The organism is Cardinium endosymbiont of Oedothorax gibbosus, assembly GCF_936981045.1.
Lineage (GTDB): Bacteria > Bacteroidota > Bacteroidia > Cytophagales > Amoebophilaceae > Cardinium.
The window spans coordinates 1,074,727-1,097,691 of record NZ_OW441264.1; the positions used below are offsets into that span (position 1 = coordinate 1,074,727).

Genomic DNA, 22,965 nt, shown 5'->3' on the forward strand with positions numbered 1-22,965 from the left:
ATTTTTTGCATACTTCTTTATCAAGAAAAAAGTGTGATATAAATTCCTTTTTTATAAGCCCTTCCACTAGCATAACCAAAAATTAATATGTCGTTTGTCCAAATCGCAATTTTTGACTTTGACCTTTACGATATCCCCTAATCGGTAACATTTTTTAGTGTGTTTTCCAATTACTTGAAAGTTGTTTTCTTTAAAGGTATAGCTATCATCAGTAAGGTCTGATAAGCGCACCATACCTTCACAGCCATTAGATAGGATTTCTATGTAGATATTCCATTCGGTTAGGCCGCTGATGATGCCTTCAAATATTTCGTCTTTTAGGTTTTGTATAAACTCTACTTGCTTATACTTTATAGATGCCCTTTCTGCATTTGCAGCAAGGTATTCTCGTTCTACAGCATATTGACATTTTTTTTCATAGAATGCTACATCATAGATGCGTTCACCTTTTAAATATTTTTTCAAAAGACGGTGTACCAATACGTCTGAGTATCTTCTAATCGGGGAAGTAAAATGGGTATAATGTGCAAAGGCCAATGCAAAGTGCGGATTGGGTTTTGTAGTGTAGAGCGCCTTGGCCATAGACCGAATGGCTAGTGATTGTATAATATTCTCTTCTTGCTTGCCCTGAATGGCCCGTTCTAGATCATGCATGGCTTTATATATAGGTGCTGTATTTATTTTATAGCCTAGTTGAATTACAAATAAAAAGAATTCATCTAACTTATCTGGATCCGGATGGTCATGGGTTCTATATATAAAAGTAGGTCCTAGTTTTTCCTGTTTTTGTTTTAGTTTGGCTACATAGGTGGCTACTTCTTTATTAGCCAGTAACATAAACTCCTCAATAAGCTTATGCGCATCTGTACGGACCTTTGGCACCATATCTAGTGGTTTGCCATTGGCATCCAGTTCGAACACTAGTTCTCTGGTTTCAAAATTAATCGCTCCTTTTTGTAAGCGTTTTGCTCGAAGCTGTTTGGCTAGGTTATTCAATACTGTAAGCGCTTGGTAACAATCTCTCGTTTGTGCATCTATTGCCGCTTGGGCTTCTTCGTAAGTAAATCTTTTATTAGAATAAATAATGGTTTCTCCCAACCATTTGTCATAAATTTTTCCTTGTGCATCCAATTCGAAAATTGCTGAAAAGGTTAATTTAGTTTCGTTTGGGCGTAAAGAACATAGTTCATTAGAAAGTAGTTCTGGAAGCATCGGAATACAACGATCTACTAGATAAACAGAGGTATTGCGCGCATAGGCTTCCCGATCTAGGGGACTGTCTGGTAAAACATAATAACTTACGTCTGCAATATGAATCCCTACTTGATGGGCGCCATTGGCTAATGGTTGGTAGGAGAGGGCATCATCAAAATCCTTGGCGTCTACTGGGTCTATGGTAAAGGTAGGTATATGCCGAAGGTCTCTTCTTTTACTTATTTCCGCTTCAGTAATAACCGTAGGTATGTTTTTGGTATGTTCAAGAACACTTTCTGGAAAGGTATCCTTTAAACCAAACTCAGCCATAATGGCATGCATCTCTACCTCATGTAGACCAGCCTCACCTAGATGTTGCACTACTTTACCCGTCAATTGATTATGGGCATTAGGAAAAGAAGTGAACGCAATGACCACTTTATCATTTTCTTGAAGCATAGAGCTATTTTCCTGTTCTAATAAAACGGTGTAAGCAGTGCGTTTTTGTTGAACTATGGCTTGGGGTTGGTTTCCAGAAACAGTGATGCGCCCAATTACAGATGCCGTGTTGCGTTCAATAATTTCCACTACCACACCCTCTGGTCGCTTACCACGTCGGCTTGGAAACAAGCAAACTTTAACCAAATCTTTGTCTAATGCAGATAGCAGGTCTTTTTGACGTACCAATACATCTTTGGGTTGATCCGGTGCCACAATATAAGCATATTCAGCACGCACATAATCTACTCGGCCTGTGATGTAAATAGGTGCGCCAGCATGTAGATAACCTCCTTTGCTTACTTTTTTAATGGTACCCTCATGTAAAAGATCTAATAAAGCCTTTTTCACTTTTGCTCTATCTGATTTGCCTGTGACCTTTAGCACCCTATAGAGTTGTTGTAGGGTGTAGGCTTGATTTGGATCCTGTTGTAAGGTAGTAACAATAGGTGTAGTATAGTTTTGCACTGCTCTTGTACGTTTGGTCTTATGAGTAGGGGATAGGGTTCTGTCGCTTCTATATTTTCGTTAGTAACGTCTTTTCTTTTAAGTGAAGTTGGATATATATTGGGTATTATCTGGCCATTAGCATAACAAAATTCTCAAAAGTAGAAAGATGATTTTTAGCTCCAATTACTTGTCCTTTTTGAATCATACGAATGTTTTCTATCCCCGCAATGGTAATGGCTGCAGACTTAAAACACTTAAAACTAAGAATAGGTTTTAGCCGTTTTTTGATAAACCTATGATCTTGTTCAACTCTATTATTCAAGTATTTGTTTTGAAATATTTGAATGGTATGATCTTGATCAAGTTCTGTATTGATCGCATCAAGGGCAGCTTTATTACTACCGCTTTTGTCAATTACTACTTTCTTTACGTGAGTTCGGGATTTATTTGACTGATTTACAAAAATTTAATATCAATTATTTAGTTAATATTTGCACCTATTTAACAAGTTTTTATATCTAATTTTATAAATATAATATATATAATAAACTGATTATCAGAATTATTTTTTATTCAACTACCTATTTAACTGTCTATAAAACAAATTTTATAAATTTTTATTAATATTGATTATCAAATGAAAAAATAATCTAATCCCGAATTCACGTTTCTTAGGAATATTATTTTCTGTGATCGCCTTATGAAAAAAAGAAAAAGCTGCAGACTTCTCTCTATGCTCAGATAGAAAAAAGTCAACTGTATCACCATAACGATCTACTACTCTATATAAATAGATCTACTTCCCGTTTAGTTTAACATAGGTTTCATCCATTCTCCAACTACCACCAACTGGTCGTTTTCTTTTGCTTACTGCTTCATCTATAAGAGGAACAAACTTAATAACCCATCTCTGTAGAGTAGAATGATCAACTCTTGCGCCTCTCATACGCATCATCTCTTCCAAATCTCTATAGCTCAAGGAAAAACGACACTTCATCTAGACAAATAACAGGATAACTTCTGCTGAAGAACAATAGCCCTTAAAATAAGGTAATAATTTGGGCGAAATATTAAACATAATAACTACTTTTTTAACTGCAGATACTAAAATAATGATTTTTTAGAATAAACGCGACAGAACCTTTTATAAATCCCTTTAGGGGTGCATTAACTTAAAGATTAATTCTTTCATAATCTGGTCATCACTTATATTAGAATCAATGCCTTTTAATTGTAGATCAGCTTGATGTAGATAAGTTATATTTTTCATGGTTTGATGCAAGGTATAGGCTTGAACCGCATGCAGATACCCTTGTATAAAGTAGGGATTTATATCAATTTGCTGGGCAATTTTAGTAGGAAGGGTTTCTTTTGTTTGATGCAATACAAGTAGCTTAGAGAAAAGATTGTATAAAATGGTTACCATGGGCAGGGCAGCATGTTCCAGGGAAACACTAATGATTTGGTAGCTCTTTGGGTAATCTTTTTGCATAATGGCCTTTTGTAGTTCAAATACATTGAAGGGTTTATGTAAGCCTATATAGGCCTCTACCATGTTATCCGTAATGGTGCTACCTGGCCTAAGGTTGATACGCAACTTATGAAGTTCACTAGCGATTCTTGTTAAATCATTACCGATATAGGCTTCGACTAAGCAAATGGCTTTTTCTGTTATAGACAATTCCAAGTTTTGCACGAAGGATTTGATAAAAGCAGGCAATTGTTGATCATATAGCTTTTTAGCAGTAACCAGGACATTGTGTTTGCTTAATGCTTTGCCAAAAGTACTTCGGCCATCTATTGTTTTATATTTGTGTGCAAAAACCAATAAAGTAGTAGGCTGTGGATGTTGTAAGTAATGCAACAATAACTGTTGACCCGCAGTGTTTTTTAAATCTGCCATCTCTTGTGCTTCTTTGACAATAACCACTTGTAGCGCAGCGGCCATTGGAAAACGACGTGCTTGGGTAAGCAATGTGGCCATGCTGCATTCTTTTCCATAGGCAATGGTGAGGTTAAAGTTTTTTTCAGCTGGTGTGAGCAGTTTTTCTTCGATATATTGTGTAATTGCATCAATATAGTATGCTTCTTCACTCTGTAAAAAATAAATAGGGACATATATGCTTTTTTGCAAGTTGTCTAAAACAGTTTGTGCGGATTGCATCATATGGCGTAGGTTCTGTCGCTTCTATATTTTCGTTAGTAACGTCTTTTCTTTTAAGTGAAGTTTTGGATATATATTGGGTACTATTCGGCCATTAGCATAACAAAATTCTCAAAAGTAGAAAGATGATTTTTAGCTCCGATTACTTGTCCTTTTTGAATCATAGGAATGTTTTCTATCCCTGCAATGGTCTAGAGTAAAGAAATGGTTGGACCACTTAAAATTAAGCATATCTATTGCTTCGGCTCTGTCCACTTAAGTGTGTAAATTATTTTTTGGTTTTATTCAATTCTGTTTTCAAATTTAATTAAAAAATGTGCCATAGCCTCGCTCCAGTTATGAATAGAGGTGGTCCATTTTCTAGTCATGTAGTTAATAGTTAGATATAATGTTTTAAAAACAGCTAGATCGTTAGGGAACACTCTTTTATTTTTGGTAACTCTACGAAATTGGCTATTTACAGATTCCAAACATTTGTTGTGTAAATGACCTTACGTATGGCATTAGGGTACTGTAAAAATACCATCAGATTATCCCAGTTAGCATACCAAGATTGGGCTATTTATGGGTATTGTTGATTCCACTTAGTAGCAAAAGCTTCTAAGGCCATCAATGCTTCTTGCTCGGTAACTGCTGTATAAATTGGTTTTAAATCAGCAACTAATACCTTTCTATGTTTATAAGAAACATACTGCAAACTACCCCTAATTGCATGAACAATACAGAGCTGATGTTCCGTTTTAACGTGAGTTCGGGATTTATTTGACTGATTTACAAAAATTTAATATCAATTATTTAGTTAATATTTGCACCTATTTAACAAGTTTTTATACCTAATTTTATAAAAATAATATATATAATAAACTGATTACCAGAATTATTTGTTATTCAACTACCTATTTAACTGTCTATAAAACAAATTTTATAAATTTTCATTGATATTGATTATCAAATGAAAAAATAATCTAATCCCGAACTCAGGTTTTTTGGGTATACAGCAGCAATGGCCTCAGACATGCCTGACAAATTATCTGTACATGCAATGAGCATATCGTTCATACCCCGATTTTTGAGTTCTGTTAAATTGCCTAACCAAAATTTAGCCCCTTCATTTTCACTCATCCAAAGCCCTAAAACATCCTTTATGCCAGATCTATCTATACCTAAAGCGACATAGACTGCCTTGTTGATGATACGCTTATCTTGTCTAACTTTAACTACAAAGCAATCAAAAAAAACAATAGAATAGACTGATTCTAAGGGACGATTTTGCCATATCTTAACATCTTCAATAACAGAGTCTGTGACGTTACTTATCAGGCTTTCACTTACTTCTGCGCCATATAATCCCTGTATTTGAATCTGAATATCTGACAGACTCATACCTTTAGCATATAAAGATAAGATCTTATCATCCAAACCAGAAATTCTTGTTTGACGATTAGGCAATAAAATAGGTTCAAAAGTCGATGCTCTACCTCTGGGTACTTCAACCGATATAACGCCATTATCAGTAATAACGTGCTTACTGGATAATCCATTACGTACATTCTCTGAATCACTACGTGCATACTTATTATAACCTAAATGGTCATCCATTTCTGACTGTAATGCTTTTTCTACAAGACGCTTACTTAATTGTTTGAGTAAGCCGTCTTGATCAAAAAGTCTGGAAAGGTCTACACCTGATTCTATCAGTACATCTATGGCCTTGCTTATCCCATCTTTAACTGTCTCTTTTCTTTTTATTGTTTTAAGTGTTATGATTTAGGTAAAGATAAATCCTAAAAAATATTTACACACTTAAAACAAAAGACCCACCGGTTTATCTCGTACTCAGATGCAGGATCTTGTATAGCTTCTACAGCGTCCTTATTATTTCTTCTTTTTACCATTTACTAATTTATCAATAAGTTTATGCGCTCCGAGCGTTTTACGGAAAAACTCAAGTGCCGCTTCTTTGTTTCTATGTTCACGAAATAAAAAATCTATCGTATTATCAGCACTATCTATTGCTCTATATAAATAGACCCATTTCCCTTTTAACTTGACATAAGTTTCATCTAGCCTCCAACTAGTACTAACTGATTTTTTTCTGTTCTTTTTGAGCATCTATTGAATTAATATTTACTGATTATCAGCATTTTGTTTAAAATTTACTATTTCTTTCTATTTTCTTTTTACTACTAACCTCAGTTCGGGATTAGACGTATTGTGAACCAGTCATATATATATTAGTTATAGAAGGTTTTTTCTCTTTTAGTGCATAAGCTGTAATTCCAGCTATCAAATTGACTGGAAAATTAGGTATGCTTCTATGCCTGGAATGTTCTATCTGGCTAATATTTTTGAGCTGATCTATAATAGTTTCAATTATAGATCGTTTTCTAAGCATCAGTTTATCCCAGAGTGGCATAAAAGCATTTTTCATATTTTTTCTGATCTGGGTAATGAGTTCCACGCCTTTCTCGATCAGTTTTTCAAATAAATCTTTGCTTATGTAACCTTTATCGGCAAACATTTTACCCATGAAGTGTTTACATAAATTTTCTACAGGAAGCCTATCATTAGTTTTACCTGTGGTCAGTTGAAAATTCATAATTTCTCCTAAATCATTGACTATCAAGTGCAACTTTAATCCAAAAAACCAACCGGTGCTGGTTTTACCTTTAGTAGCAATCGATTTAAAAACCCTGTGCGTATAGGCTCTTTTGATATGGCAAACCTTGATGGCTGTTGCATCCATAAAATAACAACCTGTTTTTGTTTTAGCAAGACTTTGTGTAAAACAGTACAAGGGAGCTAACGTTCTTTGGATCAGTTCTATAAATCTATTCTAGCTTACTAACTTTCCAAATTTACTAGAATGAAATTGCCGTAAATGAATATAATAAGACTTAAAATTTCTAAAACCAATCACATGAAAGGCAATAAGAATAGTCATTATTTCACTCAAAGTTAATGAACAAGTTCTAGTGGGTTTTCTTTTAGAGTTGGTTAACAGTTGTTTTTCCATATACGGCATAAACTTTATGAGAAATTCATCAACAGCATAATATATTTCAACTAACTTTTCTACATTCATAACTAGCTCCTTTGGGTAATCTGGTTAGTATTTTTTTATCTCCAAATTTAAAACACAAAGGAGCTTTTTAAAGCTATTTTTTAACAAGCTAATCCCGAACTCACGTTAGTAGCGTCTTTTCTTTTAAGTGAAGTTTTGGATATATATTGGGTATTATTCGGCCATTAGCATAACAAAATTCTCAAAAGCAGAAAGATGATTTTTAGCTCCGATTACTTGTCCTTTTTGAATCATACGAATGTTTTCTATCCCTGCAATGGTAATGGCTGCAGACTTAAAACACTTAAAACTAAGCATAGGTTTTAGCCGTTTTTTGATAAACCTATGATCTTGTTCAACTCTATTATTCAAGTATTTGTTTTGAAATATTTGAATAGTGAGGCCGTTGTGATAGATTTCTATTATAATATTTTTAGGGTTGTTTAGACTGATTTTTGGTATTAAAGTGGTATTAATTTTATTATTTATTGATTTTTATGTACTTTTATTGCATTTTAGACAGACCATTCCCCTAAAGACCTCTTAATATGATATTTGGCGACCTGTATAAGTTATAGGCTATTGCTTCGATAATGTGTTGCGTATGAGTTTTAGCAAGTCCTATGTAGCGAGCTCCTGAGCTTCGGAACCAACTTTTAATACTTCCAAATACACGTTCTACTTTATACCTGGTTTTAGCTACCAATGTATTAAACCGTTTAGCAGTAGGTGATAAAGGATTATTTCTAGTAGCTTTCTTCTGAATAGCTGATTTTAAGGCTTTATTCTTTAATAAGGTTTCATTAGGTGATCCGCTATAGCCCTTATCTGCATATAGCCTACTACCTACTTTTAGCTCTACTTTATCCAATAAGACTTGTAAATGAGCACTATCATGACTAGATGCTTTTGTGGTACTGACTGCTAGGACTAAGCCTTCTTTACTTTCCACAAGGATGTGACGCTTATACCCATAGTAGAGATTATCTCCTTTTTTTGTCCAACTCGCTTCTGGATCTACACCTTTTTGATAACTTTCGGCTACAGTTATAGTGCCATCTTCATGGAGATCATAGCTTTTTTTACCTTTAGGGCGCCTAGCGGTAGGCGTAATAGAGGCATCAACAACTGCACCATGTTGAACTAATACACCATGACTAGATAGTTGATCGTTAATTATTTTCAATAACCTTTCTAGGACCTGCTTCTCCGTAAGCGCAGTCCTAAACCTGCTTAATACGCTATGATCTGGAACAGAACTATCCATGGAAATACGACAAAATCTGCTGAAAGTGATACGATCATTTACTTCTTCTTCTACTTGATAGTCACTCAGAGCATACCATGTTTGAAGCAACAGCATTTTAAATAAAAGAAGCGGGCTATAAGCTGCCTTTCCTGATAAACACAAACCTTTAGGATAATACAAGAAAAGTTCTTTTTCTATTACTTTCCAAGTAATCAGCTTATTAAGCTGATCGAAAAAAGTATGCTTACACTTACGTCGACTGGCTGAAATATCTGCAAAACTTAATTGATTATTTGTTTTGACGGCCATAACAATATTATTAAAAAGCTTAAGTTTAAACGATTAAAGAATCAACCTAATTTAACCATTGTATAACACTAAAAGTCACTTTTTATAACAAAGCTTAAAACTCTATTGCAACAACCTCGAATGGTATGATCTTGATCAAGTTCTGTATTGATCGTATCAAGGGCAGCTTTATTACTACCGTTTTTGTCAATTACTACTTTCTTAGGAATATTATTTTCTGTGATCGCCTTACGAAAAAAAGAAAAAGCTGCAGACTTGTCTCTATGCTCAGATAGAAAAAAGTCAACTGTATCACCATAACGATCTACTGCTCTATATAAATAGATTCACTTCCCGTTTAGTTTAACATAGGTTTCATCCATTCTCCAACTACCACCAACTGGTCGCTTTCTTTTTCTTACTGCTTCATCTATAAGAGGAACAAACTTAATAACCCATCTTTGTAGCGTAGAATGATCAACTCTTGCGCCTCTCATACGCATCATCTCTTCCAAATCTCTATAGCTCAAGGAAAAACGACACTTCATCTAGACAAATAACAGGATGACTTCTGCTGAAGAACAATAGCCCTTAAAATAAGGTAATAATTTGGGCGAAATATTAAACATAATAACTACTTTTTTAACTGCAGATGCTAAAATAATGATTTTTTAGAATAAACGCGACAAAACCTCTCTAAGCAAAAGAATTATCAACCAATCAAAAAAAGTAAAAATAAAGTTTATAGTATCCATGAGCCTGCTGTCTACTGTGTCAGTAAAGGTAAGGCTTCCCATCTCTATGAATATGGTTGCAAGGTACAATTTACACTAACCCATAAACAGGGATTAATTGTATCCACGGAAGCTTTACATCCTAATGTATATGATGGACATACCTTGCAGAGGAGTTTATTACAAGCAGAAAAACTATATGGTACTAAGGTGAAATGTGCCTTTGTAGATAAGGGCTATAAAGGACATAATATACCTAGTAATGCATGTACTATATTTATAAGCGGCTCTAAAAAAGGGATAACACCTGCTGGAAGTGTTCTATAAACTGTGTCACATCTCCTGTTCATCTCAACGTCTCTTTTAATCTACCGGAAAAAAAGATGTCTATCTGAGATATGGTCAACGCCCAGTTTCGCAGCGGCATAGTCCATTTATCCTCGATCTTCTTTATGGCACAATATACTAATTTATACAAAGCATTTATACTGGTAAACGCTCCTTTTGTCTTAGTAAACTTCCTAATCTGCCTATGCAAGCTTTCTATAGGATTGGTGGTATAAATTAGCCTTCTGACAGAATCTGAATACTTAAAATAACCAGACAAATGTTCCCAATTATTTTGCCGAGATTTGGTAACCATTGGATACTTCCCCTCCCATTTTTCTTCTAATTCCAATAGATAATGCTCAGCAACTTCCTTACTTGAAGCTTGATATATTTGCTTTAAATCAGTTAAAAAACGTTTTACGTCTTTGATAGCTACATACTTGAGTGAGTTTCGTATCTGATGTACTACACAGACCTGCACTTGTGCATTAGGGAAAACGCTATTTATGGCTGAAGGAAAGCTTTTTAGGCCATCAACACAGGCAATAAGGATATCTTCTACACCTCTTTCCTTAAGCTCGTTAAGTACACCCAACCAGAAGTTAGCCCACTCACTTTCAGACAAATAAATCCCAATACTTCTTTTTTACCCTCTTGATCTATGCCTAATAAGGTATACATGCATTTGCTTACACATCTGCCATCTTCTTTTACCTTAAAAAACATCCTATCCATGAAAACTATCGGATAAACTGATTGAAGAGGGCGGTTACGCCATTCATTTATTATCGGTAACAAGCTATCTGTAATAGATGATATTTCAGCAGCTGATACTTTATGATCATAGATCTCTTCAACATGAACGGCTATAGATTTATAGCTCATACCACTAGAAAACATGCTTAAGATCTTGCTTTCCAGCTCAGGATGTAGGCTTGTTTGACGCTTTTTAACTATTTGTGGATCGAAACTACCTGTCCTATCCCTAGGAGTTAGCAGATCAAAGGAACCAGAACTTGTACGTAAAGTTTTAGAGCTTTTGCCATTTCTTCTATTATTTTCTGTTGAATCACTAGATAAATGGTGTGCCATTTCACCTTCTAGACTTGCCTCTAGAAGCTTTTTTATCAGAGGCGTTAAAGCACCACCTTTTCCTGTTAAAGGCTTACCTAAACGGATGGAGCACAAAATATTTTCCTCCAGAAATTTGTAATCTACTAAACCAACATAGGAATTGTTCTTATTTTCTTCCATGTCTAAAACCTTTAATGTTTATTTAATTAATTTATAACTTTTTATCGCCTTGACACAGTTTATAGAACACTTCCATCTTAATCTTTATATGCTAAAGGTATGAGTCTGTCAACCTCAGTTCGGGATTAGACGTATTGTGAACCAGTCATATATATATTAGTTATAGAAGGTTTTTTCTCTTTTAGTGCATAAGCTGTAATTCCAGTTATCAAATTGACTAGAAAATTAGGTATGCTTCTATTCCTGGAATGTTCTATCTGGCTAATATTTTTGAGATGATCTATAATAGTTTCAATTATAGATCGTTTTCTAAGCATCAGTTTATCCCAGAGTGGCATAAAAGCATTTTTCATATTTTTTCTAATCTGGGTAATGAGTTCCACGCCTTTCTCGATCAGTTTTTCAAATAAATCTTTGCTTATGTAACCTTTATCGGCAAACATTTTACCCATCAAGTGTTTACATAAATTTTCTACAGGAAGCCTATCATTAGTTTTACCTGTGGTCAGTTGAAAATTCATAATTTCTCCTAAATCATTGACTATCAAGTGCAACTTTAATCCAAAAAACCAACCGATGCTGGTTTTACCTTTAGTAGCAATCGATTTAAAAACCCTGTGCGTATAGGCTCTTTTGATATGGCAAACCTTGATGGCTGTTGCATCCATAAAATAACAACTTGTTTTTGTTTTAGAAAGACTTTGTGTAAAACAGTACAAGGGAACTAACGTTCTTTGGATCAGTTCTATAAATCTATTGTAGCTTACTAACTTTCCAAATTCACTAGAATAAAATTGCTGTAAATGAATATAATAAGACTTAAAATTTCTAAAACCAATCACATGAAAGGTAATAAGAACAGTCATTATTTCACTCAAAGTTAATGAACAAGTTCTAGTGGGTTTTCTTTTAGAGTTGGTTAACAGTTGTTTTTCCATATACGGCATAAACTTTATGAGAAATTCATCAACAACATAATATATTTCAACTAATTATTTCTACATTCATAACTGGCTCCTTTGGATAATCTGGTTAGTATTTTTTTATCTCCAAATTTAAAACACAAAGGAGCTTTTTAAAGCTATTTTTTAACAAGCTAATCCCGAACTCAGGTTATGAAAGAAACCTCCCCTATATCGAGCAGAAATATGGTCGCACTTCAAAAGAAGTTCAGGAGTGTAGAGGCCGGGACAAACGCCTTGTCGCTGGTATCTAGGGCCAATATGGTGGAGGAAGTCGTGTTGGCGAAGTAGACGAAGGGTACGTATCAGGGTAATATACACCTTCCCAAAGGCCAGGTTGATTAGAACGTGGCCCACGAATAAAACCACCCCTTGTAAAAAGTTACGATGAGAAATCACATCTTGCAGTTGATCAGAAAAACAGCATGTTTGAAGCCCGCGCAGAGGGCAAGTTCTGTTTTTCCAGCAGTAAGGTGTGGTTTCAGCAACTTTTTGCCATAGGGCTTGATTTTTTGGCTAGTTTTTGATCCAGCAAAAAATAGCATACAAATCCATCAAGACAATTCAAATGAATCATTTAACGCATTGGCCTTGCTCGAATGAATGACAAACTGTTCCGGTTGAGCGGTAGAAGGGGACATATCCGCATCTATAAACTTCATATATCGGCCCATAAATTGCAGATGAACCTGATCTAATGCACCATTCCGATGCTTGGCAACAATAACCTCTGCTAGCCCCTGTGTAGGATTACCCAACTCATCCTCTGTTAAGCCATAATATTCTGGTCTATATAAGAATAGGACTAGATCCGCATCTTGTTCAATAGAACCCGACTCACGTAAATCAGATAATTGAGGCCGTTTGCTCCCTCCACGTGTCTCTACTGCCCTACTTAATTGAGAAAGTGCCACCACTGCAATGTCCAACTCTTTGGCAATGTTTTTAAGCGCACGTGAAATCGAAGCAATCTCTTGTTCACGGTTGCCCCCTCCTCTATTAGGATCGCCTGACATAAGCTGCAAATAGTCAATAACAACCAGTTGAATATCATGTTTGGCCTTAAGCCTTCTACATTTGGTGCGTAGTTCAAAAACAGAGAGGGCAGGTGTATCATCTACGTAGATCGGAGCATTGGAGAGTTCGGCCGTTTTATGAAGCAATTGTTCCCACTCATGGTCCATTAATTTACCTTGCTTTATTTTTTCACCCGCTAACTCTGCTTCAGCTGATATCAATCGATTGACCAATTGTAATGCACCCATTTCTAAGGAAAAAATAGCTACGGGTAACTTATGGTCTATAGCTGCATTGCGTAAAGCAGAGAGTACAAAAGCGGTTTTACCCATACCAGGTCTAGCTGCAATAATAATCAAATCAAACTTTTGCCAACCAGAGGTAATACGGTCTAAAGCGGTAAACCCACTTGGAATACCAGTCAGCCCATTAGTGCGCATGCGACGGTTATGTAAACTATCAAAGGCTTCTACCAATAATGAACGTATCTCTAGATAACGCTTGCGCATATTGCCATCCGAAATCTCAAATAGTGCCTGTTCAGTACGATCTAAAGTATTGAAAACATCCATAGTAGGATCATAGGCATACTTCTGAACCATAGTGGAAATCTCTATTAACTTTCTGCGCATGGCATATTCTAGAATAGCCCTAGCATGAAATTCAATATTGGCTGAAGAGCTAATGCGCGTCGTTAGATAACTTACATAATAACTTCCGCCTACTGCATCCAATTTACCATCTTTGCGCAACTGATTGACTACCGTAAGCATATCTATGGGCTCTGAATCATTAAACAGTTGTACGATGGCTCGATAAATTTCTTGATGGGATTCTTTATAAAAACTCTCAGGCCGTAAAAGATCAATGACGCTCACTAACGCCTCTTTCTCTAACATCAATGCACCCAATACGCCCTCTTCTAAATCTAAGGCATGTGGAGGATATTTTGCATTGATCGCAAACGTGTCAGACGGATTAGATGGTGCCGCTTCTAAGTCTTTAGTATATGTTTTCATACTAGGTGATACTTAAACTAGCCCAAAATCAGGCATGATAGATGAATTGCTTCTACTAAATCTAGATAAACCTCTTATTTTCAAGGTTTTAATCATGTGTGCCAACCCGTTGGCGCGCTGAAATCCAATCAACGCGCTTATGCCAATGGCTTCTGTAAAATAGAGCTTAGCCTCTACAATAGCTTGTACAGACTGGCCAGAAAATACCTTCAATAATAAACTAATTAATCCCTTTGTAATGACTGTATTGCTATCGGCTTGAAAAAATAGTCGTTCTTGTATAAGTGTATCCACTACCCATACTTTAGACATACAGCCTTGCACCAAATAGGCATCCGTCTTATACAAGGGATCCATGGGAGCTAATGTGTTTCCTAAATCAATAAGATAGTCCAGCGTAGCGACTCTATCACCAGACAACATAGCAAAGGCATCTATGATTTCGTCTTGGTGTTGATCAACTGTCTTAAATGCTATTTGTACCATATTAGCGGTTTCCTTGATCAATAATCTCTTGCAATGCCTCTAAAAATAGATCTATTTCTTCAATGGTATTATAGACCGCAAAAGAAATACGTACTACACCTTCTATACCAAATCTTTCCATAAGTGGCTGGGTACAACAATGACCTGTACGAACGGCAATCCCTTTGGCATCTAAAAATAGACCTACATCTAAATGGTGCATATTGGCCACATTAAAAGCAATAATCGCTACCTTATGAGTAGTGGTACCCACCAATTTTACTGCTGGCATACGGGCCAAGCCAGCCAATGCATAGACCAACAAACTTTCTTCATGGGCAGCTAGTTTGGCGTAGCCTATCCCTACAATAAATTTGAGTGCTTCTGGAAAAGAGATAATAGCAGCCAATGGTGGGGTTCCTGCTTCAAATTTATAGGGCGGACCATGATAGATGGTCTCTGCTAGGGTAACTTGTTTGACCATTGCACCACCAGTTTGATAGGGTGGCATGGCTTCTAACCACTTTTTTTTACCATATAAAATGCCTAGCCCCGTAAGCCCATACATTTTATGGGCAGAAAAGACAAAAAAATCACAATCTAAATCGGTAACATCAATGGGCATATGGGCTACTGCTTGTGCCCCATCGATGACTACAATGGCACCTTTTTGATGTGCTTGGCCTATAATAGTTTTAATGGGATTAATGGTGCCCAATATATTAGACACATAACTTAATGCAACGATCTTAGTGCGGTTCGTAAAGGAAAAATGGGTTAGATCCAATTTCCCTTTATCATCTATGGGGATCACCCTTAAAATGGCTTTTTGCTGCTTACAAAGCCATTGCCAAGGAACGAGGTTGGCATGATGTTCCATTTCAGAAATGACTACTTCATCCCCTTCACCCACCACCATCGCACCATAGGTGGCCGCAATTAAGTTAATCCCTTCTGTAGTACCTGAGGTAAAAACAATGGTTTCTATCTCAGGAGCATGTATAAATTGTTGTACCGCCAGACGTGTCTGCTCTAAAGCTCCAGTAGAACGAGCCGCTAAGGCATGCATACCACGATGAATGTTGGCATTATCGCGCTGATAAAAGTGGGTGGCACGATCTATGACTGAAAGAGGTTTGTGGACCGTAGCCGCATTGTCAAAATAGACCAAGGCCTTGTTATACACTTGTTGATTGAGAATAGGGAAAAAAGGCCTAATCTGACCTATATCTAAAGGACGCGCAACAAACATCAAGGGCAGTTTATTAGGTTAATAGGCTGAAGATACTACAATTTTACAAGCTTTGCTATGAGCTGATCGTATAAATAATCCTGTAATGTGGTTAGCGTAATGGAGTCAATGATTTCGTTACCAAAAGCTTCCAATAATAACCTTTTAGCTAAGGGCGTTGCTATACCACGTGTTTGCAAATAGAATAGTTGTTCTTCATTTAACTGTCCAGCTGTTGCACCATGGGAACATTTGACATCATCTGCATAAATTTCCAATTGTGGTTTGGCATAATGGTGGGCTGCATCAGATAGAAGCAATACATTATTAGTTTGATAGGCATTGGTTTGCTGTGCAGCAGATGTAAGGTAAATTTTACCACTAAAACTGCCTATTGACTGACCGCCTAAGATGGATTTGTAATGTTGTTTGCTAAGACTATGGGGCGCACTATGGATTATTTGGATCTGCTGTTCTACTTTTTCTGTTGCAGCAAGCGTAGACAAACCATATAGGCTAGCACACGCATGACTGCCATTTATTTGAGCCCTAATGTACATACGCAACATAGCAGCACCAAAGGCAAAAGTATGGTGGCTAAAGGTGCTATGGTCCTTTTGATGACAATAGAGGGTATTGACTTGATAACATGATGGATCATCGGTATACAGGGTATGGTAAGCTAGATGCGTACCTTCTTCTAGTAGGATATGGGTAAAATTGTTTACAAAAGGCTGCACTTTGTACGGTACAATATACCAGTTTTCTATTATGGTTACTGGGCTGGCCCCACCTACTTTAACCATTAGCTGGGGCATTACATGGCCCACAGAATCGGTTACAATATGTTGCAGGGTAATCACTTGCTGCCTATCTGCTGCAATCTCCAGTAGATGGCTTTCTTGAGCCAACAGCCTATTCAACATAACAAAAAGATCATCGCTTGATTCAACATCAGTCATATAAGGGGTCAATACCTCTTTTTGTTCCAACAGTGGTAGATCTGCTAGCCTGCGCAACTGAATCCCCTGATGGACACTATTAGATGGGGACCCTATGCCATTCACAAAGGTTAAGGTCACTCCCTCAGGAACATAGCGATAACCACCCACTTCCACCGGTGGAAAAGGCTGATTGGGCATATTAAAATGGTAGGCCTGGCGCGTCAATAACTGAAGGATTTCACGAAGGCTGTTATAGTTTTCTTTTTGGTTGGCTATAAAAGTAGGCTGGTTCAACTTATTAAATGCCCATAGGCGCCCTATATAAAAAGGATCCGTAGCAGAAAAGGTTGCAAAGGCCTCTGCCAACCAATTTATAAATGCCATCATAGATGAAGTTGTGTAATCCAGGCATACCCTTCTTTTTCCAACCGCCTGGCAAGTGCATGATCGCCGGATTGCATAATCTTCCCATCATAGAAAACATGCACAACATCTGGCACAACATGATCCAATAGCCTTTGGTAATGGGTAATCAATACCATAGCATTGTTTGCCCGGCGCAACTGATTGATGGCTTGTCCTACAATGGTCAAGGCATCAATATCCAAACCAGAATCGGTCTCATCCAAAATAGCCAAAGATGGATCCAATATGGCCATTTGTAACATTTCATTTCTTTTTTTTTCACCTCCTGAAAAGCCTTCATTGAGTGAACGCTGTACCAAGGCGTGATCCATACCCAATAGCTTGCGCTTCTCTTTTAAACGTTCTAAAAAAGCAACGGCATCTAAAGGGGGCAATGTCCTCTGTTTTCTTATTTGGTTGATAGCTGTTTTCAGAAAATTAGTGGTCGTGACGCCTGGAATTTCAACTGGATATTGAAAGGCTAAAAAAAGACCAAGTGCCGCTCTAGTTTCTGGCGCTAGCTGCAACAGATCCTGATCATGCAACAGGACACGCCCTTTTGTAATTTCATAACCTGCTTTACCAGCTAAAACAGCCGCTAAGGTACTTTTACCTGCACCATTGGGCCCCATAATGGCATGTACCTGACCTGCATATACTTGAAGATTTATGCCATTCAGTACTTTTTTACCGCCTATGCTTACATGTAAATCTTCTATTGTGAGCATGATCTATTGTCTTAATTGGTTTAAAGTAAATCAGATGATGTAGCTGTTGGGTTTCCTTAAAGCTGCAAGGTAGAAGAAGTACTATATAGCCATCACATCTGCCTCTTTCAAAGTTAAAAGATGGTTGATTTTATCAATGTAGCCATCTGTCAGGTCTTGTAATTTTTGCTCTGCCCTTTTGATGACATCTTCTGGTATGCCATCCTTTTGCATAGCTTTTAGTATTTCTTTATAGTCACGGCGAAGATTGCGAATCACCACCCTTCCTTTTTCTGCTTCACTTTTAATGAGCTTTACCAAACTCTTGCGCCGCTCTTCAGAGGGAGGAGGAAAGGTAACCATAACGGTGCGTCCATCATTTCTAGTAGAAAATCCAAGCTGACTTTCTGCAATCGCTTTTTCTATATGGGGAATCATACTTTGCTCCCATGGTTGAACAGTCAAAGTACGCGGATCAGCGGTAGTAATAGCAGCTACTTGGTGGAGTGGTGTTGGATTCCCATAGTAGACCACCATCAAATGGTGCAATATGGTAGGTAATGCACGCCCCACATTAACTTTTGCAAAAGCATCTTGTGCATGGCTATAAGCCTTATCCATACTGCGCTCAGCTTGATCTAAATATTGTTGAATGACTTCCATAAACGTTAAATTATATAGCACTAAAAAACCCGTCTGAATAGGTTATTCGATCCGTTACTCTACAGTAGACTTTTTGCATAATGCGCTTATGCTCTGGAATTTGTAGGAAACACGGAGCGCAAAACCGGAGCGTACTAGATGTACGTGAGGATTTGAGCACCGAATCAACGTGCAAATTACCAGCAGAGGTAGCGTTATGAAAGAAGTCTAATGAGCCCTTTAATTCTAGATGGAGGCAACGAGATGATCATGTACCTATTACACTTCATCTAAATCAGCCTCTTCTTCACTTTCCCGTAAATCTATTACCTCCAAGTCGCCATGCGCACCTATGTCAAATGTAAAATAACCATCTGATAGAGGTATGTTGACAGAGAACTTACAAACTGTACAAATATACCTTGTTTCTTCGTTTTGTACTACTTCCCATCTATGAATTTGTGAGGTGGCACGATCAACTTCAAGGGTAATACTTTTAAAACTACTCTCTTCATGAATAGGCGTTAACTGGACAATATCTCGTATTATATTTTTGGTTTTATATACTATACGTTCTCCAATATAAACGAATAGATAGCCTTGTTGATAGAGATTATATAATTCAGCAAAATTCAAATCGGAATCTGTTTTAGCATATTCGCTAATGGTCACTTCTTTTAGCGCTTTATCGTATACCCAAACGGTTTCCCCATCTGTTATCGTCTCTTTTTGGTCATAGGATACCCTATATTGTTGCCCTCGAGCTGTGATGTGCATTTTATCGTACCGAACCATGTCCTCTTCTGGATATTTAATGGTCAAATTATAGATGGCACTAAAATTTTCTAGTCCTTGGTAGTAGGCAGAAGTTTTCTCGAGAATTTCAAGTGCTTTTTCATCTATCGCTGCAAAAATAGGGGTCATTGCAACAAACCACCATAACAGCGACCTAAATAGTACTACTAGAAAGTGCCAAAGCTTAGCGATGAGCATAACCATTCATACAACATAATTTATTACCAGGTATAAGGAAAAAAGCTGCATCTAAACAATGCAAAACTCCATTATACTATTTTCTAGACTCCTGCACTCTAAAATTATAATAGGCGGGACCCATTATTGGTCTTGGCATGAGGCTTTATGCTAAGTACTACACACGCTATACCTATTAAAATATCTTGACGCATAAAATGTGCCAATCGCATGGTATAGGTAGCTGTTTTTTAAAATTATACCTAAACCGTACACACCATTAATGGTACTTGCGCACCCCAACCAGATCCCAATGGTCAGCCCCTCTTTCTATCAAATAATTGCAACTTTATAAGTTTATTTTCTGAAGTTTCAACCCCTCCATACTTATACATATTTCATAAAAGAAGAGGTGCCATCAAACAATGCGCTAAGTATAGATGTAAAGTAGCTTACAAACCAAAGCCATTCATATAAAGTTAATTGTAAACCTTAAGTTATAGAAATTTTTTGAGGGATTTAAAGGAACGTTTTTGCTTACTTTTTGATTGATCAACAAGTAAGCAAAAAATCAAGTCCTAGTGCAAAAAGTTTCCAAAATTGTGCCCTTAAAGGGCGAGCCAGATATAATAAATTAAGACTTAGACTTAATAACTTGCTTTTCAAAACAAAATAAAAAACACCCCTTCAGCCTTCTGGCAACACGAAACAAGAGAAAACACTTCTAATGCAAAAGGAGCATATAGGCTTCGTTATACCTCGTTTTTATGAACTGCATTATATAATACATCAAGACACCTAGGGTGGTTATTCCAGTTAGCTGTATCAAGTGGGCTGTTCCCATACTTATTTTTTATCATTATCTGAATACCTGTAGCATCCACTAATGTTTTAACGACATCCAGATGACCTTTAGAGGCTGCATAGTATAATGGGGTGTTGTCATGCTGATTTTTTATATTGACATCAATGCCTTTGTTGGCCAATAACGCCTTAAGCACCTCTACATGACCTTCAAATGCTGCATAATGCAACGGAGCGTTTTTGTACTTATCTTTGACATTCACATTAATCTTTACATCCTTCAACAACGCTTGTGTCATCTCTAAATGACCTGTGTATGATGTATAATGAAGTGGGGCATAGGTATCTTTATCTATTGCATTTACATTAATAGTAGTTGACCCTGCTAGCAGTACTTTAAGTACCTCTACATGCTCCTCAACCACGGCATAATGTATTGGCGTGTTATCATAGTTATTTTTTGCATTTACATCATTTCTTTTGTCTTGCAACAACAATTGAACTTTTTGCCAATCACCTTCAAAAGCTGCCACATGCAGGGGAGTGTCTCCATATTTATTCCTTTGATCTATACTCATATCGATACCTGAATTTTGTTCCAAAATATGTTCAATAGTTTACACTGCATTAAATTATTAATGGGTACATTCCCTAAGTATAACAACCTAAGCTAGCAACTTGAAAAATGTCAAAGGCAACTAACCTATCCCTATGCCTATTTTGTGCACTAGTAAACATTAGCAAAATAACTTACGCATTTGGTTAGTGCTTTTAATTTAGTAAATCTTTATAAAAAATCCTTTTATGGCATTAAAATACAATCAGATTAAATTGGATCAAGCCTATAGAGGCCACCCATCTAGTATCTGTTCAGGCCAGTAGTCCTACAGCTTCCACTTCAACTGTTTTTCTGTTCAGCTATAAGCTGCACTTTCTAGTCCTAATTTTTTGCAAGGGACGATTTTTCTTGTTTTTAGGCAGTATGGCCAAAAGGCTGAATGGGTACCGAAACATTGGTAATATAATGATCCGTATATATTTTTTTGTTTAATATCCATAGGGCCATTGTTGTCTTTATATGAAACCTATCAACGTGAGTTCGGGATTAGATTATTTTTTCATTTGATAATCAATATTAATAAAAATTTATAAAATTTGTTTTATTAGACAGTTAAATAGGTAGTTGAATAATAAATAATTGTGGTAATCAGTTTATTATATATATTATATTTATAAAATTAGATATAAAAACTTGTTAAATAGGTGCAAATATTAACTAAATAATTGATATTAAATTGTTGTAAATCAGTCAAATAAATCCCGAACTCACGTTAAAAGGATAGCAAATGGCAGTATGTTGAAGCTAATTAAACAAACCCTAACAACGTCAATAGCAAAACAAGGTAAAATTACATGCAAGAAAGTTGGAGTACCGCAAGGATCACCAATATCACCGTTGTATAGTGATATCTACCTAAATGTTATAGACCAAGTGTGGCACTCAAGGGGGTATCCAGAAAAGCTAAGCGCAACCTTGCATAGGTATTGTGATGATGCAATTTTGGTATGTCGTAAGAGTGCTAGCTTAGCGCTGGAGAAATTCACAGAATTAGCAAAGAGGTTATCGCTCATTATTAACCACCGAAAGACACGAATAACGAAACTGAAAGAAGGTTTTAACTTCATAACGTGAGTTCGGGATTTATTTTACTGATTTACAACAATTTAATATCAATTATTTAGTTAATATTTGCACCTATTTAACAAGTTTTTATATCTAATTTTATAAATATAATATATATAATAAACTGATTATCAGAATTATTTTTTATTCAACTACCTATTTAACTGTCTATAAAACAAATTTTATAAATTTTTATTAATATTGATTATCAAATGAAAAAATAATCTAATCCCGAACTCACGTTATTATATAGTTCCAAATTTCTGCTACTGGTAACATTGCATCGCCTACAAAAACAAATAGGCCCATTATGCATATAAAAGATACTATAATGAGATGACAAAAACTGCTATACAAGAAAACTTTTTTGGTTTCAATGGGACCAGAACACATGTAGACCCTATGTATAGTTCGGCAATCAGAAACTTCAGAAAAAGGAAATGGGATGAATAAAAGCAAATGCAATAGTTGCCCATTAGAATGGCACAGGCTACTAAGTTGAAATTTTGCTTGCTTTTGCAGCAAGGATACAATTTCTAAAACAGATTTACCTGTTTTTATAAACATAAGCTTAGCAATAAGGAAAATAATAGCAATAAAGGTTATAAATTGCCATACATCGGTATTGGTAACAGAACGAATGCCCCCCAAAGTCGCATAAACAATAAGCACTAAAGTGGACAATATAGTAACGGTTTTACGATCCATTAAATCCATATACGTAGTGGTAATCAAGTACTTTTCATTTAGAAAAGGTGTATTGAGTAGCATCATATCATGTACATGCTAAAATAATAACCAATATTGAATTAAACATTATACTGAGTAATTTTTACTACGCATGCAAGTGATTTCGTTGTTTGGTACAAACATTTAAGCGTTAGGTGA

At 36.2% G+C, this 22,965-nt stretch carries 19 protein-coding genes and 7 pseudogenes; 2 read left to right on the top strand and 24 right to left on the bottom strand.

Going from position 1 to position 22,965, the window contains the following annotated elements; translation table 11 throughout:
* Positions 1–66: 66 nt before the first annotated feature.
* The 13 genes and pseudogenes from rnr to NBW36_RS05140 form a co-directional block, all read right to left on the bottom strand.
* Positions 67–2,160, bottom strand: a complete 2,094-nt coding sequence (gene rnr / locus NBW36_RS05085) for a ribonuclease R (protein WP_250238194.1) — start codon at positions 2,158–2,160, stop codon at positions 67–69.
* Between the two features lie 106 nt (positions 2,161–2,266).
* Positions 2,267–2,608 carry a DDE-type integrase/transposase/recombinase gene (locus NBW36_RS05090; protein ID WP_256465616.1) on the bottom strand — a complete coding sequence of 114 codons (342 nt, stop codon included), beginning with the start codon at positions 2,606–2,608 and terminating at the stop codon, positions 2,267–2,269.
* A gap of 201 nt (positions 2,609–2,809) precedes the next feature.
* Positions 2,810–3,220, bottom strand: a pseudogene (locus NBW36_RS05095) (IS6 family transposase); the annotation flags it as partial.
* A 78-nt stretch (positions 3,221–3,298) separates the two neighbouring features.
* Positions 3,299–4,309, bottom strand: a complete 1,011-nt coding sequence (gene holA, locus NBW36_RS05100) for a DNA polymerase III subunit delta (RefSeq protein ID WP_250238196.1) — start codon at positions 4,307–4,309, stop codon at positions 3,299–3,301.
* Positions 4,310–4,389: 80 nt separating this feature from the next.
* Positions 4,390–4,497, bottom strand: a pseudogene (locus NBW36_RS05105) (IS6 family transposase); the annotation flags it as partial.
* Between the two features lie 90 nt (positions 4,498–4,587).
* Entirely contained in the window at positions 4,588–4,728 is a 141-nt protein-coding gene (locus NBW36_RS05670; protein ID WP_369127318.1) for a hypothetical protein, read from the bottom strand.
* A gap of 140 nt (positions 4,729–4,868) precedes the next feature.
* Positions 4,869–5,003: a transposase gene (locus NBW36_RS05110; RefSeq protein WP_250238198.1), complete on the bottom strand. Its 135-nt coding sequence runs from the start codon at positions 5,001–5,003 to the stop codon at positions 4,869–4,871.
* 251 nt (positions 5,004–5,254) lie between these two features.
* Complete coding sequence (locus NBW36_RS05115; protein ID WP_320412886.1) at positions 5,255–6,073, bottom strand: IS256 family transposase; 819 nt, start codon at positions 6,071–6,073, stop codon at positions 5,255–5,257.
* 108 nt (positions 6,074–6,181) lie between these two features.
* Complete coding sequence (locus NBW36_RS05120; RefSeq protein ID WP_439099468.1) at positions 6,182–6,418, bottom strand: DDE-type integrase/transposase/recombinase; 237 nt, start codon at positions 6,416–6,418, stop codon at positions 6,182–6,184.
* A 91-nt stretch (positions 6,419–6,509) separates the two neighbouring features.
* Positions 6,510–7,391: pseudogene (locus NBW36_RS05125) on the bottom strand (IS982 family transposase).
* A gap of 153 nt (positions 7,392–7,544) precedes the next feature.
* A pseudogene (locus NBW36_RS05130) lies at positions 7,545–7,766 on the bottom strand (DDE-type integrase/transposase/recombinase); the annotation flags it as partial.
* 136 nt (positions 7,767–7,902) lie between these two features.
* Entirely contained in the window at positions 7,903–8,928 is a 1,026-nt protein-coding gene (locus NBW36_RS05135; protein WP_250238200.1) for an IS5 family transposase, read from the bottom strand.
* A 74-nt stretch (positions 8,929–9,002) separates the two neighbouring features.
* Positions 9,003–9,536, bottom strand: a pseudogene (locus NBW36_RS05140) (IS6 family transposase); the annotation flags it as partial.
* 64 nt (positions 9,537–9,600) lie between these two features.
* Between NBW36_RS05140 and NBW36_RS05145 the strand changes: the two are divergent.
* Positions 9,601–9,953: pseudogene (locus NBW36_RS05145) on the top strand (IS5-like element ISCca5 family transposase); the annotation flags it as partial.
* Between the two features lie 34 nt (positions 9,954–9,987).
* Here NBW36_RS05145 and NBW36_RS05150 read toward each other — a convergent pair.
* The 10 genes and pseudogenes from NBW36_RS05150 to NBW36_RS05195 all read right to left on the bottom strand — a co-directional run bounded on the left by NBW36_RS05150 (position 9,988) and on the right by NBW36_RS05195 (position 20,995).
* Positions 9,988–11,225: pseudogene (locus NBW36_RS05150) on the bottom strand (IS256 family transposase).
* A gap of 125 nt (positions 11,226–11,350) precedes the next feature.
* The gene (locus NBW36_RS05155; RefSeq protein WP_439099469.1) at positions 11,351–12,172 is read right to left on the bottom strand and encodes an IS982 family transposase; all 822 of its coding nucleotides are present in this window, start codon (positions 12,170–12,172) and stop codon (positions 11,351–11,353) included.
* 569 nt (positions 12,173–12,741) lie between these two features.
* Positions 12,742–14,223, bottom strand: a complete 1,482-nt coding sequence (gene dnaB, locus NBW36_RS05160; RefSeq protein ID WP_250238202.1) for a replicative DNA helicase — start codon at positions 14,221–14,223, stop codon at positions 12,742–12,744.
* Positions 14,224–14,235: 12 nt separating this feature from the next.
* Positions 14,236–14,709 carry a SufE family protein gene (locus NBW36_RS05165; RefSeq protein WP_250238203.1) on the bottom strand — a complete coding sequence of 158 codons (474 nt, stop codon included), beginning with the start codon at positions 14,707–14,709 and terminating at the stop codon, positions 14,236–14,238.
* A 1-nt stretch (position 14,710) separates the two neighbouring features.
* Complete coding sequence (locus NBW36_RS05170) at positions 14,711–15,940, bottom strand: aminotransferase class V-fold PLP-dependent enzyme (RefSeq protein ID WP_250238205.1); 1,230 nt, start codon at positions 15,938–15,940, stop codon at positions 14,711–14,713.
* Positions 15,941–15,975: 35 nt separating this feature from the next.
* A complete protein-coding gene (locus tag NBW36_RS05175; protein ID WP_250238207.1) occupies positions 15,976–17,250 on the bottom strand; it encodes a SufB/SufD family protein in 1,275 nt (424 codons plus the stop codon).
* Entirely contained in the window at positions 17,247–17,996 is a 750-nt protein-coding gene (gene sufC / locus NBW36_RS05180; RefSeq protein WP_250238209.1) for a Fe-S cluster assembly ATPase SufC, read from the bottom strand. Before sufC ends, NBW36_RS05175 begins: the two co-directional genes overlap by 4 nt.
* Before the next feature lie 81 nt (positions 17,997–18,077).
* Positions 18,078–18,638, bottom strand: a complete 561-nt coding sequence (gene frr / locus NBW36_RS05185; protein WP_250238211.1) for a ribosome recycling factor — start codon at positions 18,636–18,638, stop codon at positions 18,078–18,080.
* Positions 18,639–18,896: 258 nt separating this feature from the next.
* The gene (lolA1, locus tag NBW36_RS05190) at positions 18,897–19,616 is read right to left on the bottom strand and encodes an outer membrane lipoprotein periplasmic chaperone LolA1 (protein ID WP_250238213.1); all 720 of its coding nucleotides are present in this window, start codon (positions 19,614–19,616) and stop codon (positions 18,897–18,899) included.
* Between the two features lie 725 nt (positions 19,617–20,341).
* The gene (locus NBW36_RS05195; RefSeq protein WP_250238215.1) at positions 20,342–20,995 is read right to left on the bottom strand and encodes an ankyrin repeat domain-containing protein; all 654 of its coding nucleotides are present in this window, start codon (positions 20,993–20,995) and stop codon (positions 20,342–20,344) included.
* A 752-nt stretch (positions 20,996–21,747) separates the two neighbouring features.
* On the opposite strand from NBW36_RS05195, the gene NBW36_RS05200 reads away from it, so the two are divergent.
* Positions 21,748–22,086, top strand: a complete 339-nt coding sequence (locus tag NBW36_RS05200) for a reverse transcriptase domain-containing protein (protein WP_250238217.1) — start codon at positions 21,748–21,750, stop codon at positions 22,084–22,086.
* 228 nt (positions 22,087–22,314) lie between these two features.
* Here the strand turns inward: NBW36_RS05200 and NBW36_RS05205 are convergent, their stop codons facing one another.
* Complete coding sequence (locus NBW36_RS05205; protein ID WP_250238220.1) at positions 22,315–22,848, bottom strand: SLC5/6 family protein; 534 nt, start codon at positions 22,846–22,848, stop codon at positions 22,315–22,317.
* Positions 22,849–22,965: the final 117 nt, after the last annotated feature.